Origin of the sequence: Legionella sp. PC997 (genome assembly GCF_014109825.1) — a bacterium.
Taxonomy (GTDB): domain Bacteria; phylum Pseudomonadota; class Gammaproteobacteria; order Legionellales; family Legionellaceae; genus Legionella.
On sequence record NZ_CP059576.1, the window covers coordinates 1,939,451 to 1,958,360 of the forward strand.

Genomic DNA, 18,910 nt, shown 5'->3' on the forward strand with positions numbered 1-18,910 from the left:
AAATCATTAACAGGGCTCAATATCAGATAAAATATGTAAACCTTTTTTTGACCCTTATTCAGTTTCAAAACACGGTGTAGAGCGTTTTCAGATACATTAACAATTGAATAGTATTGATGTCGTGCTCATTGGTCCAGGATTGGTTGATACTGAAATTTGGCATAAAAATGAAGATCAAGTTTGTGAGGACAGGAATTCACTTTATGCAAAACCTTTACCTAAATTTAAAAGTTATATCTATAAAGTGTCTAAATCTGCTTTACCTGCTAGAAAAGTAGGTGCGCTTATCTATAGGATTATCTAATCCTAATTAAAAAACGTTAAACTTTAATTTTAAGAGGAATTAAGTCCTATTTTATTGTATTCACTGAATACTGGTCAGTAGAGTTAACTTTATGAATATAATTTAAATTAAGATAATCAAAGCTGGATTAGTGGGGTCAAATGACCCAACTATCTCCACCCTCGGGATTTACAAATGTACTTATTTAGATGAATTTTTTTAGTGCTGGATTGTCATCATCTTCAGCATCCAAGGCATCTTTGGCTTGTTTTGCTGCATCCATAGATGTCTGAGCCACCGCATTGGCAGTTCTGAGATCAAGATAGTTTCCTATTTTATCAGCTAATTTATAAGGCAGTTCTTTTGTGGGGGCAAACAATCCTCTCACAGATGCTCTAGCATAGAATTGCTTTTCTGCTAATATACTTTCTTTTATCTCTGCTAAAGACAGTTTTTGGAGACTAGCATTTCTAGGAAATAACTCACGTAAAGCGGGTAAGTTTTCTGCTGTTATTATGTAGTCGATTAGAGCACTATCGGTAAGATAAAAAAATAATTTTTTTGTGTTTATGGGATTATCTATGATTAAATCCTTTAAAGCACTTAATTCAGAAATATTTAAAGGAATGTCACAGTTTTGCACTGATTTAATATATTCTTTACTCATGGCGAACATTTTTTCAAATAATTCATTTTTTTGAGAGGGAGTTATAGTTGATACTAATTCAGGGGATAGATTTATTTCGAATTTATAACCAAGAGGGCTAAAATAATCCAGGGGATTTAATAAATCGACTAGCATAAAGCCCTGTGACTCTAATTCTAGTAGTAATTTTTCATAAGCCATGATATTTCCTCACTGAATGGTTGGTACAAAAAGGATACAAAAAGATCCCGAATGCCCCTATTTTATACATATTCAACTATAAGGGAATGAACTCATTTGGAAATTACTGCTTTCCAAATAAGAAAGAGACAAAACTAAATTTTACCCATATATGACCAACTTTAGTTTAAACAGCCTTGCTAGTTGTTTTAATTACATGTAGATGTTTTTCAACATTCTTAACTTCCTGATGAAAGGGTGGCGATTAGTTTAGCAAGTAACATGCTAAGAACTCGTGATCACGCAGTTTGTTCGATAGGCGTTAAAAACTTCGGAGTAAATAAAAAGGAGCTACAGAAAATGGATACTCACATCTTAGCTAAGAGTTTATTCGCTGCTTCACGACGATTATATCCATTGGTAGTATTTGCATTTGTAGAGCAATTGTTTTGAGTTGTACGGTAACTCGAGGATAAAAGGGGTTAAATTATAATAATTCACAGTTGAATTTGTTGGGTCAAAAAACCCAACTACCTCAACCCTCGGGATTTACAAATGTACTTATTTAGATGAATTTTTTTAGTGCTGCATTGTCATCATCTTCAGCATCCAAGGCATCTTTGGCTTGTTTTGCTGCATCCATAGATGTCTGAGCCACCGCATTGGCAGTTCTGATATCAAGATAGTTTCCTATTTTTTCAGCTAATTCATAAGGCAGTTCTTTTTTGGGGGCAAACAATCCTCTCACAGATGCTCTAGCATAGAATTGCTTTTCTGCTAATATACTTTCTTTTATCTCTGCTAAAGACAGTTTTTGGAGACTAGCATTTCTAGGAAATAACTCACGTAAAGCGGGTAAGTTTTCTGCTGTTATTATGTAGTCAATTAGAGCACTATCGGTAAGATAAAAAAATAATTTTTTTGTGTTTATGGGATTATCTATGATTAAATCCTTTAAAGCACTTAATTCAGAAATATTTAAAGGAATGTCACAGTTTTGCACTGATTTAATATATTCTTTAATCATGGCGAACATTTTTTCAAATAATTCATTTTTTTGAGAGGGAGTTATAGTTGATACTAATTCAGGGGATAGATTTATTTCGAATTTATAACAGATAGGGGGGCTATTAAAATCAGTGATCACATTTGTTATATAAACTAGGCTATAATCCTCAAAATCTTTTGTTAGTTTTTCATAAGCCATGATATTACCTCGCTACTTGGTATAAAAATGGTATAAAATGATACCGAATGTACCAATGTTATATAATTTGGGACGTTAAGAGAATACACTAATTTAGAAACTAGTTTTTTCAAAAAAAGAAAGAGACAACAACGACAATTTTATAATAGCTCATTTTTACTCAGCCCATACATGATCAACGTACTTTATACTATTATCTAGCCGTAACCTAGGGATAATAGAGCTGCTATCCTTAAAACTGCTTGAATATTTTTTATCGGTTCTAGTCGAAGCGTTTTTCACGTTTGTGATTTTCTATAAATTGATCTCGATATTGGCTTGGTGAAAGCGTTGTTAGGTTGTTTCATGCAAAAATCAGAAAACAATCCTAGAACTAAACATATCTCTGATTTGCAATGTCAATTCCTATACTACAGTTTCGTCTCAAGAACGACCTCTTGAGACGTGTTTGGGAATATGTATTAATTACATGAATATGTTTTTTCACCATCATTATTTAAAGGTGTTGATTCTGCTTTAGAGCAGGGTTCAAAGAACATGTGCTGGATAGGGAGAGGGGGGTCAAGCTTCCTCTTATCCAACCCCTTTTTTGACATGTTTCTCACATCAGCAGTTATGGCATAAGTATTAATAAATTCCAATTGACTCAACATTAATTTTTGTCTCTTTTCATCAAATTTATCCCAGTTATTAAATTTTTCCGTTAAATTGGCAGCCAAAGTTGGATTGATTTTCTCCAATTGCAAAATGACATTACCGATTAATTCATATCCTTTTCCTGAAAAAGCATGGAACCCATAAGGATTTTTGATAAAGGTTCCAAATAGAGCACTTACTTTATTGGGATTAGATAAATCAAAGGCAGGATGAAGCATTAATTGTTCTACTAATCCTATTACGCCTTCTGAATGGGTTGCTGCTTGAATATTAAACCAATAATTGACAGCACTGGGGTCATGTTGCCAGTACTCATAAAAGGATTTCAAAAGCTTATTTGATTGACTGCTGTTATTATCCAATAACAAATTGAGCGCATAGATGCAGTCGGTCATATTTTTACCCAATGAATTGTTGAATTGCTCAATTAATGAGTGTTCTTCATTTTCAGGTTGTATTGAAAATAAATAGGAATGACAAACGTAATTTAGACGTCGTGAACCCGCAGATAAAATATCAAATGACTTAAAGGGAGTGCTTTGAGATACAGGTAACCTATCTAGGTTTTTTTGTAACCGTAATAGGTCCTCCTTTAGTTCATTTGCAAGCTGACTTTGAATCAATCGACGTGCTTCTGCTATTTTTTCAAAATCCTGATTTTGCATGCTGGAAAACAAGATTTCCTCTGAAGGGATAGCGATTAGTTCAGCGAGTAACCAAGGATTTAAAGAGCTGTTTTCATCACGCAGTATAGCTCGATAGGCGTTAAAAAACTCAGGAGTAAATATAAGGGGCTTGCCAGAACAATATTGACTTACCATCTGGGTAAGGAGTTTATTCGCTGCCTCACAACGATTATATACATTGGTATCAAATTGCATTAGGCGAAGTAATTGTTCTGAGTTGTATGGGAAATCGAGAATTACAGGAGCAGAGAAACTACGCAATAAAGATGGAGTAGGATGGGAGTCAATGTTCTCAAAATGGAACTCTATTTGAGGTTTATCAACCAGTATCATAGTGTCACTTTGAATTTCCTTGCCTGTATTATTGAGCAATCCAACAACAATCGGAATTGGTCTTCCATTCCCATCTTTGGTTTTAAATCTTAAGGTGTAGCGTTTTGCGTCTACATCATATTCATCAGTAACGGTAATTTGAGGAATACCTGATTCAGTAAACCAAGCTAAGAAAGGATTCATATCTTTCCCCGTTGATTTACTTAATGCGCCTAATACATCTTCCAGCGTTACGGCTCCACCATCATTATCTTTTAGAAATTGGGACATTCCTTTATAAAAAGCTTTTTCACCTAAAAAAAGCATCATCATACGAAATATATCAGCACTTTTTTCATATGCCGCGGGAGTATAAAGGCTTCTAACATTTGTATAGGTATCTTGACGCGGGGCGCGCTCATCAAGATTTTTTCCGTCTAACATCCTAATTAAATCGGTACCAAACAAACGCTCACGAAACATTGCTGCTCTGAAAGTAGTTAATCCTTCTTTAAAAGGTAAATTAAACCACTCGCGAATAGTCACTCGATCACCTGACCAATAATGATAATATTCATGGGCAACCACTTCTAATACCCTTAAAAAGTCAGCGTCAGTACGCGCTTCAGGTGTAGCAAATAAATTTGCGGTGTTAAATAAATTTAACCCAGTTGGCTCTGATGCACCCGATGCATATTTATCCACCCCGGCAACCATATGTTGGGATAGTTCACACTCTAAATCAAAGACTTCCTCTTCCCAACGCATTGCTTCTTTTAAAACTTCTTTTGCAAAATCACATTTTACCGTAGCTTCTGGAGGAACATAAAATTCGATTGGTAATTCACGACCAGAACGTGTTTTAAAATAAGTGACCGATTTCTGTAGTTTCCCGGCCACCAATGCAAACAAATAACTGGGCTTAGGAACTTTATCAAACCAGGTTACAGAATGCAGTTCCTCACCTAAATCTCTTTCTTCTATAAGCGAACCATTAGAAAGCAGCACAGGGTAGTCTTTTTTCTTAGCAATAATTGTTGTTTTGTAAGTAGCTAAATTATCAGGCCGGTCATGACAATAAAAGACTCTACGAAGCCCTTCGGTTTCTGCCTTGACTAGAATTGTTCCCTCTGTTTCATATAAACCAAATAAATCTGTATTTTTACCCAAACGAGTTTTTGTTTCGAGTATAAAGGGGCGTCCTTGAGGAACATTTTTGATAATTAGAGAGTCTTTTGTTAGTTCATATTCTTCTTGAGACAGTTTTTTGCCCTCGAGGAAGATGGAGTCTAAGATCATATTTTGTCCATCTAACTCTAGATCTAAGGAGCATGATTCAGAATTTGGGTTGGGCTCAATTGTCAATAGAGCGGTTGATTGAACCGGGTTTTTGGAAAGATCCAGCGTCAAATCGACATGTCTTACCAGATAGTCAAGAATCTTATACTCACTTAACCTAAATATGCCAGAATGATTCTTCATGAAAACTCCCTAATTCATGTCAGATTAAGAAGCAACAATATAAGATCAAAATGTTTATTTCAACTGAAATAATAGCTTAAACTGTCATTTCATAATGTGACTCTTTTTCCAACTCTGAGTTTTCTGTGTTGCCCAGTTTTAAGTTTAAAGGTTTGGTTACATGTTTAAAAGGATTATCATCTGCATCCCATGGAACAAAAGCCGTCATATCATTAAAATAGCAAAGTTTGGGTTCACCGATTTCCATAGGTAATTTAGTTTCTTCAATAATTATGTTTAATGTTTTTGTAATTTCTGTATGAAGTTGCTCACAATGTTCTTTTGTTATTGTTTTATTCGGTCTTGAGTAAGCGAGTGTAATATGAAAAACTCGTGGTATTGTTTTTTCGATATTTAAATCTTTCGCAATTTCTATAATATGCTTTTCTTGCTCTGTGGATAAAGATAACGTAAGCGAGATGCACTGATCAATATGAACCGCCATCTTCTCAATTGAAGGATAAAAAGCTTTTTCTTGCAAAGTTTGTTTTATTTTTTTGTAATGAGGCAATGTTTTAATAATAAATTGATTCCATTCTTCACCAATTTGTTGTTCTGTTTCCAGGCTCATTGTAGTCATGTGATAACTAGAGGCAGGAAGAGGATTAAAATAACGGATAATCAATGGATTAGTATTTAATGCTCTAAAAATAGCCTCACAAAACTTCTGGTGTTCAGGATAACACGAGGATACGACCGTAACGCCTGGGAACAGTGAATATTCCCCATATTCATTGACTTTACTTAATTTTTTCTGCAGCTCATTTCTATTTTTTAATGTGAACATTTTTATAAACTGAGAGTATAAATTGATCAGAGAATATCATGAATTCATACGGATGCAAAAAGAGGGATTAATATTTCATCTATAATGATTATATGTGAAGGATAAGTAGAACTATTTGCTTTTGGTCAATAAGGATACCAAGCACAGAGAATTATTATGAAATCAAAAAAAGCAGATGAACCCCTAGATTTAGAGCAGAAAAGACTTGATGCCCTCCAATCATTGAATATTTTGGATACACTTCCAGAGGAAAGTTATGAGCGGTTGGTACGTCTGGCGATTGATTTATTTAACATCCCAATTTGTTACATCGCGTTTCTAGATGAAGAAAGACAATGGTTTAAAGCACGATACGGTTTAAACGAACCCCAAACACCGCGATGCATTTCTTTTTGCAATGTAACGATTAAAAAAAGTGAACCACTCATTATTAATGATGCACTTCTTGATGAACGATTTGCCAATAGCCCTTTGGTTCAACAAGCGCCTTATATTCGTTTTTATGCTGGTGTTCCTTTGACTGATCCCCAAGGGTATAATGTAGGTACGTTCTGTTTAGCTGATACTTCTCCTAAAGAGTTTAACTCAAAGCAACAAGAGCTTTTATTAAATTTAGCGAATATAGCTAAAGATGAGTTAACTCTTCGTAAAACGAATTTCTTATTACAAAAAATTAAAAGCCAACTTGAAGTGCGTAATAAGTTAATTCGTAAAGTATTCAGCTTTTATATGTCTGATGAAGTAGTGAATACAATACTTAAATCACCTCATCAAAAACTGGGTGGATATGAAAATAAAATAACCATCATGTTTAGTGATTTAAGAAATTTTACTCCATTATCCGAATCCATTCCTTCGGAAACGCTAGTTTCTCTTTTAAACAGCTATTTCAGCAAAATGGTACCGGTTATAGAAAAACATCAAGGAATCGTTGATGCCTTTATTGGTGATGCAATTATGGTTATTTTTGGAGCCCCTTATTCTTCAGGGGATGATTCACACCGGGCAATAGCATGCGCTCTAGAAATGCAAAAAATGTTAAGAAAATTAAATCATGCTAATAGTAAAAATAATTTACCGCAGTTAGAGATGGGGATTGGGATTAATACCGGAGTCGCCATAGTAGGAAATGTAGGATCTAAGAAGCGAATGCAATACAGTGCTATAGGATCAGCCGTTAACTTATCATCGCGAATTCAAGATCTGAGCTTGGGTGGACAAATATTGATTTCAGAGTCCACGTATAAAGAAGTTGCACAGGATGTTGAGATTAATGGTCATCTTCGAGTAAAAGTTAAAGGAATTCAATCACCAATTACTATTTATGATGTATCTGGTTTAAAATCGAAGAATCAAAAACCTAAAGAGCAAAAGAAATAATTCACTTTAAAGTGGTTTTCAGATAATGGCCTGAAAACCACAATCTACATTGCTAAATTTAAATTTTCGGGGCTTTGCTACTGAGCTCTTCTGACAAACCATTCGGCGTAATTACCCAGGGCTTTACCTTAGATTGCTTAATGGGCAATCCTCCTTTATTTAAGATTTCGCTCACAAGTGAGGTGCAATTATGTACTTCATGATTATTGACTTGTTTATCAGAGACCCTTCGACGCATTTCTATATCAACTGGATCTTGGGCGATAAATGAAGAACTATCTTTAAAAAATCCAACTAAATTCACATTGGGAAATAATTGGTATCCCATTTCCCCCGTATCTACTTTTTTATGAGATTGTTTTAAGTGTTTACTCATTGCAGAAGTATCTAGGTCTTTAAAATGATATACATGATCTGGAGCTAGAGGTTTAGCCTCACTTGATTTTACCTTAATTGGTTCTCCTATATCGGTGATGGATATAGCATTTTCTGAGGCACCTAAAGTTTCCATATCTTGAGATAAATTGGTGGCAAGTTGTGCTGGCAAAGGCAATATTGATGTTAATCCTGTAGATGGGATTTCACCGGGATGAATACTGGCATATTCACCAGGGTCCTCATCGTTCATTTTTGGTTTTGATCCACCAATTTGTACTGCAGCATGACCTACTTTATCTGCTGTCATATTCCAAATAAAAACCCAAGTATCTTTTGAAGTTTGTGAGGGTTTTATGTTTTTTGATGAATGATTAGTTAAATCAGGGGCATCGGGGGCACTTTGGAGCGTTGAATCTGATGTGGAATTCAGTCCATTATTCTTTTTAGATTTTAAAAATTTAAACATGAGCAATCCTTTTTTGATAGAAACTTGTAGGTACGAATTATAATCATTTACCTAATTTTTTAGCAAATGATATTAATTATTGCCCTACCTAATTATCTAAAGTAGGGCAATGGTTCATTAGTTATTTTTTCACTGAAGTTCCATTTATATCGTCAAATTCTTTCATGAAATCCAATTTTTCCATTTTAACAAAACCGTGCTTTTGCAACTCGGGAGTAAAGAATGTTGGTATTTTTGGATTTTGGAAATCCTTATAACCTGCTTTGCGTAATACGTGGCTAACAGAACTTGCGCAATTGTCTACAAGAGGTCCTTTTTTAATTTCTGCATGACTATCATTATCATATACATGGATACCACAATGGTCTTCAGGGGGTTCATAACCGGTTTCCTTCACATGTTTGGCTACAGTGAGCTGCGCTCCTTTATACCCTGAAAATAAATGAGTCATACCATGTGCAATAGGGTTGTCTTTCCCAAAAACAGAGTACATTCGACGTCCACTTACTACATCCTTACTAAATGATTGTTGTCCTTTTTTAGCACCTTTAAATGTTTCTTTTGATACGGAAGCAACTAACACATGGTCAGCTTCCTCTAGATCTTGTTTATGATCCTGAGCTAATTCTCCAATTACGGGTACAGATCCCAAAGTCATACCATTGACAAAACTACCAAAAGGTCCAGGATAAAAGCTTGTATGGTAAACTTTAGTATGACCTTCTTTCCTTCTAATAAGCATCGCTGACACATGCCCTGGACCATTTTCTTGATTTGTTTCCTTTACGCACACACCAATTTGGTATTCAGCTTCTGACTTTGATTTCATTTTAGCACCTCAATATTAAAAGGCATCCATACCCAATTAAATTCACTTTGACCTTTAATTATACAGATCGATCATTAACGAATTATTAATTTATTAATACAATTTGAGCATTATTTGTACAGAACATAAATTTCTCTAACCGAAATTGTTTGGCTATGTTTTGGATAAAATTTAGGAGATGAAGTTTTGAGAAAAATCCTGAAAAACCCTTATTGATTACTTTGGCTAATTTAAAAGTTTACGCTCTAGGATGCGGATGAGGCATGAAAACTCTTCATCCAACAAAGATAGAATTTACCTAAAAAATTTGGACGAATTTTATTTTGCAGTAAGATGATCAATCTCTAATAGTAATTTTAATAAGGATAATGCGGAGTCAACTGTATTTAGAAAAGAGTGTACTCAAGCTTTAATTGGAATTTTTGGAATATTGTCAAGCTAACCCTCTATAATATGTCATCAAAATAATAGAGATCTCCGGTAGGTAGTTTGGGCTTTCCTATAAAATATTACTCAAACCAGAGGAGTGCCTGCCGTAATGTCTGGAATAAAGTGTACGGGCCCAGAGTTGAGCCATTCTTTTAGTGCGTTTTACTTTGTACGAGCATTTTATTAGTCAATGCAATTGCCAAAGCTGAAACAAGTAAGGTTAAATGAATAATTACTTGCCACATTACCGAATAATTACTGAGTTTATTCGGATCAATAAACGTTCTCAACAAGTGAATTGATGAGATACCAATTAATGAAAGAGCAAGCTTTATTTTCATAGCTCCTGCATCGAGATGATCCAACCACTCTGGTTGATCGGGGTGTGAGTCAAGAGTGAGATGAGAAACAAAGGTTTCATATCCCCCCATAACAACCATAATCAACAGATTTGCAATCATTACTACGTCAATTAAATCTAATACACCAAGCATAATAAGAGTATCATCAAAACTATTTAGATGAGTTACTAATTCAAATAGCTCATGAACGAAACGATAAACATAAGCTGCCAGGATTAAAATCAGTCCTAAATAAAGCGGAAGTTGCAACCATCTTCCCATAAAAATAAACTTGCTAATGCCATTTTTTAAACTAATCATGAATTACACCATTTACCTATTACAATTTGGGGATACTCATTGAGCGCTGATTATCTTTGAGCGATTTAACAGCGTTAATTTAAAACAGATCGACTTAAAAATGCAAATCAAATTTGTTTTATTTCTTATTTGTATTGGGTATATTTTTATCATATTTACCCTGCTTTTCAGGAGTCTCCTAAGTCTGTGAGAGGAGGTGAGCAAGGTTTGACAGCATATCATTAACCCGGGTTAGGCTGCGCTACACCCAGGCTACAATATTTAACATTATATGCTTGATCCCATTTAAACCATTTAGGGTGTTTCTTTAATTGTAATCACGGAGGAGACACCTTGTGCTTTCGTATTAGGATTGTACATTGCTTCCGCATAGGCAGGGGGAACAATATATTTTCCTATATTTACAGCTTTAATTTTATAGACAATTTCTTTAGCAACGGATTCAACACCACCAAAGAAATTTACTCGATCTTCACGTATGTCAACATAATCCATGGCATTATTATTTTTTACGGAGTCATTTACCACTTCAAATCCACCAGGTAAAAGGTCCTCGATTGCGATATTGGACAAATAGTCATTACCTAATGCCCGAATTTGAATATGTACTTCAATTTCACTTCCTAGAGTTGTGGAGGTAATCACATTCCCTTTTGAATCTTTATACTCTCGGAAAATTTCTAAACCTTGTTTTAATGGAGTTTTTGGAATGACTCGATTAAAGCCTGACTGCATGAGTTGATAAAAAAACGTTTTCTTATCAGGGTTGTTAAAACGAATTTTTTGGACATTAGGTTCAATATCAATTTTTTGATATCCCGCATTAGCGGCTGGTACATTGAATTCCTTATTATTGTCCATAATTTTTGTCATGGACAAAACAGAGGCCTGCTCATTGGGTAAAGAAGGATGATATGCACCTAAGGCCAAGCTGGAAAATCCAGATAGAACTGTATTGATTTCATCATTATTTATGGCTTGAATTAAGCGCTTAAGCAATTCATCGCCAACCTGAGGTAATAAGTTGGGGAAATGTTTTGCTACCAGATATAAATACTGGGCATCCGCAATGGCACTACTATAAAAATCAGTCACATATGCTTGAGTATTTTGTGGCTTATATAAGCCAATTAATTGATTTGCTTCATCATGGCTTTGCAACAATTGATATGAAGCAGCAATATAAGCTGTCGCAATGTCGGTTTGCCATGCTTTTGTCTGGTCTTTTTCCAGATATAATTGCAGGTTTGCCAGATAGTTAGTTGTGACTATTTCATTACGGGTTAAAATGTAAATCGCATAAGCTTGAAGCCTTGCTGCATCCATGTTTGTTACATTTTGGCTTGCCAAGGTCTTAAGGTAATTGATCCCATTGAAGAACAGATCACTAGGAATATTAAATCCTTGGGTTTTTGCCTCGGTGAGGAAGTGCATTGCATAAACTGATGCAAAGTCATTACCTTGATTGTCACCCAGTCCTGGCCAATAACTAAATCCTCCATTAGACATTTGCCGTTGACTTAGCATCTGAATGGCAGCATTTACTTTTTCTTCAACCTGTTTTGCTTCATAACCAAAGCCAGATTGATTATTCATTGCTAATAATGGTATTGCTTTACTCGTTAATTGCTCTGTACAACCATAAGGATAATTATCCAAATAACGTTGTAAACCAAAGACCAGAATCATAGGGCTAGTGGAAGCAGTTGCGTTTACTTTGCGATATTCCGGATACAATGTTTGCATCACCTCCAATGTTTTTTGCGCGTCTGCTGATTTACCACTATTAATGTACGTACTCAGCGGGGTAGCTGGTCTGACACTAAGTGTCGCGCTCATTGCACTCGATTTATCGCCCATACTCGCTTTAAAGTTTAATTTAGCAGCGCCTAAAAAGGATTTAGCTCTTAATTTGAAGTGCACAGTTTGCTCATGTCCTTCAGCAATTTCTAAAGTTTGCGTTGGGGAGCCAATCACTTCAATTTCAGGCGAAGCAATCAAATCTACATTTATGAGTGCATGTTCTCCAGAACCTTTGATATTATTTGCAATGGATGAAGAGATTTCAAACTCATCTCCTGGTGCGACAAAAGTTGGGACATTCGGATTAATAATGAAATCTCCACGAATTTCGGCAGAGGTTTCTTGAGCACCCACAGAATCTGATGATACCGCAACAGCCATAACTCGTAATGTTCCATTAAAGTAGTCAGGCACTTGATAGACGACTTGGTGGGTACTAGAATCAGTATCAATAATTCCAGACCAATAGGCCACTGGTAGATCCGTTTTTCTTTTGAATGGATTTAGACGGCTTGCCATACCTTCTTCCCCATCGTCCCCACCCACTGCAGAAAGCTCTCTATCCTGAATGAATTTGGGCATGATTTGATCTACAGTTTGTTGCGTTAAAACCTCAAGAGCATGCTTTTGGAAGAAAAATGATAAAGGATCCGGAGTTTCATAGTGTGCTACTTGCAAAATACCTTCATCAACCGCAAATACAATAATTTTACCTGGCTTATCGGTGTGATAATTAATAGTAAATGGTTCACCCGGACGTGCGACGTTTGGTGTTTGCAGATCTATTTTTACTTCATGACTCTCATGATTGACTGTGAAGGGGACAACGCTATAGCTAAGTGGGCTAATAAAGATTTCAGGAGAGCTCCAATCGCGTATAAAGGCGACATTAATATATCCGTCTCCCTGAAAATCAGCAGGGATGTGGATGGTTTGCACGGAGTTGGTAGTATCTGTTTTAAACCATTGAGCTGCAAAAACCTTATCACGCTCTATAGTAATTAAGCCGGATCCTGTATAGGGCGCGGTGATTTGTATTTCAATATCCTCATTGGCTTGATACTCGGTTTTATTGAGTTTTATTGATAATTCAGCATTTTTAGCTAAGGGCTGTTGGCTGGCACCGACCACACTGAATTTTAACTGATTAAGTACCGTATTATCTTTCCCAAGGACACTTAAGGAAAAATCCCCAATTTGCTGTGTGGGTAAAGCGTAATCAGTTCCTTGCGCAGCAATATTAAATGGGGCAGTGCTCACAATTGTCGACTGAATAACTGACTGATATTGGTAGGTTCCATCCGCTTTTTTAACTAAGGTTGTAACCGGGTGTAAAGAGACCAGCTGTATCTTTAAGTCGTTAATTTCTTGTTTATTTAATTCAGGATTAATTGCAATATAATTAACACTTCGGGTGCTATTTTGCTTAATAAAAGATAGATCACCGTCGGGTTTATAGCCTACAAAATACGGCAGGGGACTAACCAATGTTTTAGTTTGACTTGTTACGCTACGACCGCCTTCCGCCTCAAAACCTTCAGCGAAAAATGTTAATTGGTAGGTCGCCTTTTCAAAACGGTCAAGATTTAAATCAAATTCAGCTTCGCCTTTGTTGTTTGTGGTCCCATCATTTAATGTTTCAGTGAATACCTTAGGCGGTTTTTTGGGATCCAGTAAAGGGTCAATAAAGACGAAATCGGGATATTTATCAAATTCAACTTTTTGAGGTACTAATAAAATTTTAGCGCTGATTTTTCGGTCCGTAGCCGGTGCACCATATAAATTCCAAAGATTTACCTCTCCTTTCAATCCAGTTGGAGAACTCCATCCTGCAGAAGGCTTTGGTGAAAGACTGGTAGTAATTCGCATTCTATCGGGTAAGAACTCAGAAACACGAATACTTGTAGAACCAAGTAGGTTTTGTGGGTATCCATCTTTAACTAGATACAAATTAACCATATACTGGCCCGTGGGCGAACTGGTATTTGTTGTAAAATCAAGATCCATATACCCAAGATCATTCAGGGTAATTTTTTCATCTTTAATCGTTGTTCCTCTTGCATCGACTACAGTTGCTTGCAGTGGTAATCCTCCAGGTTGTGGCTGAGCATAAGCTTGCTTGACTATCATGCCCACATGAACTGTATCTCCTGGTCTGTAGATTCCTCTATCCGAGAAAAGGTAAGCGCTTAGGCTATGCATTTCTTGATTATTCGTATAAAGACCACCGATATCAAATTTAGAGAAATTTAGTTGTCTGTTGGCATTGTTAAATGGAATAAATGACACGTCATTATTTAATTGAGCCAAATATACAGTAGGTTCTCTATCATCGACAAAATCTTTTAAAGGGGGAAAATTAACTCGACCCTGAGTATCACTAACACGTGATAAAATAGGCAACCCATTTTTACCTAAAACAGTTACCGTTGCATTTGCAACAGGAGTACCTTGCGTTATCGAATTAACAAAAACGTCATGGCTACCGTCTTGATTGTCTTTTACCAGTAATGCCATATCAGTAATTAAAATCATGCGGCTTGCTTTAACATCTAACGCACTTTTATTTGTAGTATCCCACCCAGTGGCTTGTAATAAAAACAATCCTTGAGGTCCCAGCGTATTCGTATTCATTGTTAAATACTTACTGAAATCAAGCGCAGTATACTGTTGCTTTGCCAAATCCGAGATGTCAAACTCTTGAATCTCTGATGAGATTTGGCTGATATTTTGTTGATTAAATGTAGGATTAATGAAATAAGGATTGTTAAAATCACCCTGAGTTTGAGTGATTAATTGGTTAATGTTTTCAGGTAATACTCGTGCGAAATCAAACTTCACTGCAGGAACACCACGAATCAATACAGAAAGTTTTTTCTCCCCACTTAAAGCGAGCAATGACCCTTTATGTAAGAAACTGATTTCTTTAGGTATCGCAGGAACAGGGATGATCGCTGCATACTCAGTTCCTAATGTAAAATTACCAAAACTTCGCATTCCTTTATCTATTTGTATATATATATATCGTGGTGTATCTGCTTTAAATTTAAAACTATGCAAAGTGGAGTAGTTTTGTTCTGTAGGAATCTCTTCCTTTGCTAAAGGCGTAGCTAGAGCCAGGACCGCTTTAGTCACCTCACCTGGATTTTGCCATTGATAGTTCTCCTTAGCAGCTTCACCAACTGTGGCTGGACGATCTTTCGGTAATAAATAAACATGTACCGATTTATTAAACTCATTCTCATTTATGCCTAGAGAGGTTTCGACATTCAGTACTTGTTCAGGTCTGTCTTTGTCGTTACGAATAATGGATGCCGAAGCAGATAGAACTTTAAGAAAATCATGGGCACTAGGGATCAGGAGGTTTTGCGATAAATCTTTTTTCAAATGAGCAGAATCAGTAGATGAAGTAACATTTTTATCTAAAGTTAAACGTAAAAAGCGAGCTTCATTGTTTATTTGTATTGTATCTGAATGGAGATATGCTACCCGCTTATTTTTATCATAAGTAAAGGTAATAGGAAGTTTTTCGCCCGAAGAACCTGATTTAGTTTGATACACTAATGAAGTGTTTTTCTCCAGATTTTTAGGATTAACTGGAAAATTAAATTCTATAGTAGCTACAGCGTTTCTTATTTCAGCATGTACTGGATCTTGATACAGTTTAAATTCAGAGATTTTGGCATCGAAAGAATGAGTGGAAAATGAATATTCATGGCTTTCCATATTGGCATTGTTTGCAAAAAAGTTAGAGGCAAAATTGATGGTAAATTTTTGTCCCGCAGGCCAATCTTGCGCAGGAGTGAAAACTAATTGACTGTCGCTATTCCACGTCCACGTTCCAGGCATTTTTGGAGCCATTTCTATGCCTTCAGTTACCGTTTTTCCAACTTGGCTCAACGGTGCCACAGATTGATTAATAAATCCGTTATTTTTTATTCCAAAATCAATAATCAAATTGTTAGCGATCAATTGTTCTTCAGAATTTGGTGTGATATCTGGAACAGTAATTTGCGCAGTGGTATAAATAGGTTTTGGTAAATTTTTATACCAATGTATTGAATAGCCGGCAATAATTAAAACGAGCACAATTAAAAGGCTACTTCCCCAAAACATTTTTGGAGATGATTTTGATTTATAGCGTAGGTACTTCATCCACGGAGGGCTACGCCAATTTAATTTTCCAAACACAGATGAGAATGCATTTTGTACTAGATATAGCGGATTTTTATTCATCATTTATTCCCGGGTGGTGAATTGTGCTGAAAAATTTTTGCATATATTTTATTCTATTTGGGGCATAATAGCGACTATGAACAAAATATTTAAAAAACTTAGCATAATATTTGTTACGCTATTTGTCAGCGTCTATCTAGTTTTATTTTTTTTGCCAAAGCCATCTTTATTAGAGGATGTGAGTTTTTCTAGGGCGGTTTATGACAACAATCATAATTTATTAAGATTAACATTAAGTCAAGATGAGAAATATCGATTATATACCCCCTTATCACAAATATCCAACCAGTTAATCGAAGCAACCTTACTCCAAGAAGATCAATACTTTTATTGGCATTATGGCGTTAATCCTTGGGCAACGGTTAAAGCCATTTGGCAAACGTACGGTGCACAATCACGTAGGATTGGTGCGTCAACAATTACCATGCAAGTTGCCCGAATGCGTTATGGTATGAATTCAAAAAAAATCTCTGGAAAATTAGCGCAAATCATCCGTGCGATACAAATTGAAATGCATTACTCCAAAAAGGAAATTCTAGAAGCTTATTTAAATTTAGCACCCTATGGCGGCAATGTTGAAGGAGTCGGGGCAGCAAGTTTGGTGTATTTTGGGACCTCTGTGAATCAAATCACTTTGCCACAATCCTTAACTTTAAGCATTATCCCCCAGAATCCTGGTAAAAGGACGCCCAATAATAAGGAATTAAAAAAAATTAGAGAGCATTTATTGGGCCGATGGTTAAAAAAACATCCAGAGGATCTTAATAAAAAAGGCATGTTTGCTTTACCTTTAGTAATGCAGAATACGCATATGCTGCCTTTTACCGCCCCACATTTTGTAAATGAAATTTTATACGCCACGGCAACTAAACATCAAAGCATCGATACAACTTTAGATTATCGTGCTCAAATGATTATCGAACGTATTACCCATCATTATCTCGACAGAAAAAAAGGTATCGGTGTAAATAATGCAGCTGTTTTACTCGCAGACACCCGTGATATGGGTATTAAAGGTATGTTGGGCTCGGCTGACTTTTTTAATCAAGGGATTAGCGGACAAATTAATGGTGCAGAAACAAAACGCTCGCCAGGATCCACGTTAAAACCCTTTATCTATGGATTGGCTTTAGATCAAGGGTTAATTCATCCAGACACTGTTTTAAAAGATGTTCCACACAGTTTTAATGGTTATAATCCTGAGAACTTTGATTATGATTTTATGGGCCCCATTAAAGCGAAGGATGCTTTGGTTTTGAGCCGTAATATTCCCGCAATTTCTCTTGCCAATCAATTAACTAATCCAACATTGCATCAATTATTGGAAAAAGCTCAGATCAGCCAATTACGTTCGGAATCTTACTATGGTCTGTCACTGAGTTTAGGTGGAGTTGAATTAACGATGAAAGAACTCGTTAGTTTATATGCGATGTTAGCAAACGATGGACTATGGTACCCAATCCGCACATTTAAAAACGAAGCCAAACCCCAAGGGATACGTTTGCTTAGCCCGGAAGCTAGCTACCTGGTATTAGATATGCTTAAAAATATTCCTCGTTTGGATGAGGTTTCCAGAGATTGGTCTCGTTTGCCTATTTCTTGGAAGACTGGGACATCCTCAGGTTATCGAGATGCATGGACGGTAGGGGTATTTGGTCCTTATGTATTAGCAGTATGGGTGGGCAATTTTGACAATAAAGCAAATCCCGCATTTGTTGGTAAAGACATAGCTGCTCCCTTATTCTTTGAATTAGTTGATGCATTAAAACACGAACGAGGACCTATATATGCTTTAGAAAAACATCCAGAACAGATGAATCTAAAGAAAGTCGAAGTATGCAAGGCTTCAGGAATGCTTCCTACTCGTTATTGCCAAGATACGGAATGGGGCTGGTTTATTCCAGGAAAATCCCCCATAAAAAAAGATACAATATATCGAGAAGTTGCTATTAATAGCAAAACAGGTTTACGAACTTGTCACATTGATGAAAATACGCGCTTTGAAATTTTTGAGTTTTGGCCTTCTGACTTACTGAGTATTTTTAAGCGGGCAGGAATCCAAAGACATACTCCACCATTTTTTGAGCCTGATTGTAACTTATCTGGAAACTCGGGGCTTAATCCTCACATTACCTCTCCACAAAACGGGATCAGTTATATTATTCGCGCAGATTCCCAGCAAAATAATACCATTCCCCTTACTGCAGTGACTGATGCCGGTATTGCTCATGTATACTGGTTTATTAATGAAACATTTATTGCAAAGACTAAAGCAGGGGAGTCCTACCTATGGAAGGCAAAACCCGGAAAATTTGTTGTCAGAATAGTAGATGATCATGGTCTATCTGATGCACGTGATATTAATGTACAATTGGATAGTTAGTTGAGACTATAAATCTTTTCCCCTGGGGGCAACTTTGCTGAACCAGACTACTTGAACTGAGTGCT

The 18,910-nt window shown here is 36.1% G+C and carries 10 protein-coding genes; 2 read left to right on the forward strand and 8 right to left on the reverse strand.

Going from position 1 to position 18,910, the window contains the following annotated elements:
* Window positions 1-488: 488 nt before the first annotated feature.
* The 4 genes from HBNCFIEN_RS08275 to HBNCFIEN_RS08290 form a co-directional block, all read right to left on the reverse strand.
* Window positions 489-1,130 carry a hypothetical protein gene (locus HBNCFIEN_RS08275; protein ID WP_182390646.1) on the reverse strand — a complete coding sequence of 214 codons (642 nt, stop codon included), beginning with the start codon at window positions 1,128-1,130 and terminating at the stop codon, window positions 489-491.
* 544 nt (window positions 1,131-1,674) lie between these two features.
* Window positions 1,675-2,316, reverse strand: coding sequence for a hypothetical protein (locus HBNCFIEN_RS08280; RefSeq protein ID WP_182390647.1), 642 nt, complete (start codon window positions 2,314-2,316; stop codon window positions 1,675-1,677).
* Window positions 2,317-2,777: 461 nt separating this feature from the next.
* The gene (gene pepN, locus HBNCFIEN_RS08285; RefSeq protein ID WP_182390648.1) at window positions 2,778-5,453 is read right to left on the reverse strand and encodes an aminopeptidase N; all 2,676 of its coding nucleotides are present in this window, start codon (window positions 5,451-5,453) and stop codon (window positions 2,778-2,780) included.
* Window positions 5,454-5,529: 76 nt separating this feature from the next.
* Window positions 5,530-6,279, reverse strand: a complete 750-nt coding sequence (locus HBNCFIEN_RS08290) for a DUF1868 domain-containing protein (protein WP_182390649.1) — start codon at window positions 6,277-6,279, stop codon at window positions 5,530-5,532.
* A 156-nt stretch (window positions 6,280-6,435) separates the two neighbouring features.
* Between HBNCFIEN_RS08290 and HBNCFIEN_RS08295 the strand changes: the two genes are divergently transcribed.
* Entirely contained in the window at window positions 6,436-7,659 is a 1,224-nt protein-coding gene (locus HBNCFIEN_RS08295; protein WP_182390650.1) for an adenylate/guanylate cyclase domain-containing protein, read from the forward strand.
* A 58-nt stretch (window positions 7,660-7,717) separates the two neighbouring features.
* Here the strand turns inward: HBNCFIEN_RS08295 and HBNCFIEN_RS08300 are convergent, their stop codons facing one another.
* From HBNCFIEN_RS08300 to HBNCFIEN_RS08315, 4 genes are all read right to left on the reverse strand, one after another.
* The gene (locus HBNCFIEN_RS08300; RefSeq protein ID WP_182390651.1) at window positions 7,718-8,503 is read right to left on the reverse strand and encodes a hypothetical protein; all 786 of its coding nucleotides are present in this window, start codon (window positions 8,501-8,503) and stop codon (window positions 7,718-7,720) included.
* A 121-nt stretch (window positions 8,504-8,624) separates the two neighbouring features.
* On the reverse strand, window positions 8,625-9,332 hold the full coding sequence (locus tag HBNCFIEN_RS08305; protein WP_182390652.1) for a hypothetical protein: 708 nt from the start codon (window positions 9,330-9,332) through the stop codon (window positions 8,625-8,627).
* Window positions 9,333-9,913: 581 nt separating this feature from the next.
* Window positions 9,914-10,423 (reverse strand): TIGR00645 family protein, encoded by a 510-nt coding sequence (locus HBNCFIEN_RS08310; RefSeq protein WP_182390653.1) that lies wholly within the window; start codon window positions 10,421-10,423, stop codon window positions 9,914-9,916.
* Between the two features lie 294 nt (window positions 10,424-10,717).
* Window positions 10,718-16,462 (reverse strand): alpha-2-macroglobulin, encoded by a 5,745-nt coding sequence (locus HBNCFIEN_RS08315; protein WP_182393650.1) that lies wholly within the window; start codon window positions 16,460-16,462, stop codon window positions 10,718-10,720.
* 76 nt (window positions 16,463-16,538) lie between these two features.
* Between HBNCFIEN_RS08315 and pbpC the strand changes: the two genes are divergently transcribed.
* A complete protein-coding gene (gene pbpC, locus HBNCFIEN_RS08320; RefSeq protein ID WP_182390654.1) occupies window positions 16,539-18,845 on the forward strand; it encodes a penicillin-binding protein 1C in 2,307 nt (768 codons plus the stop codon).
* The last annotated feature ends 65 nt before the right edge of the window (window positions 18,846-18,910 follow it).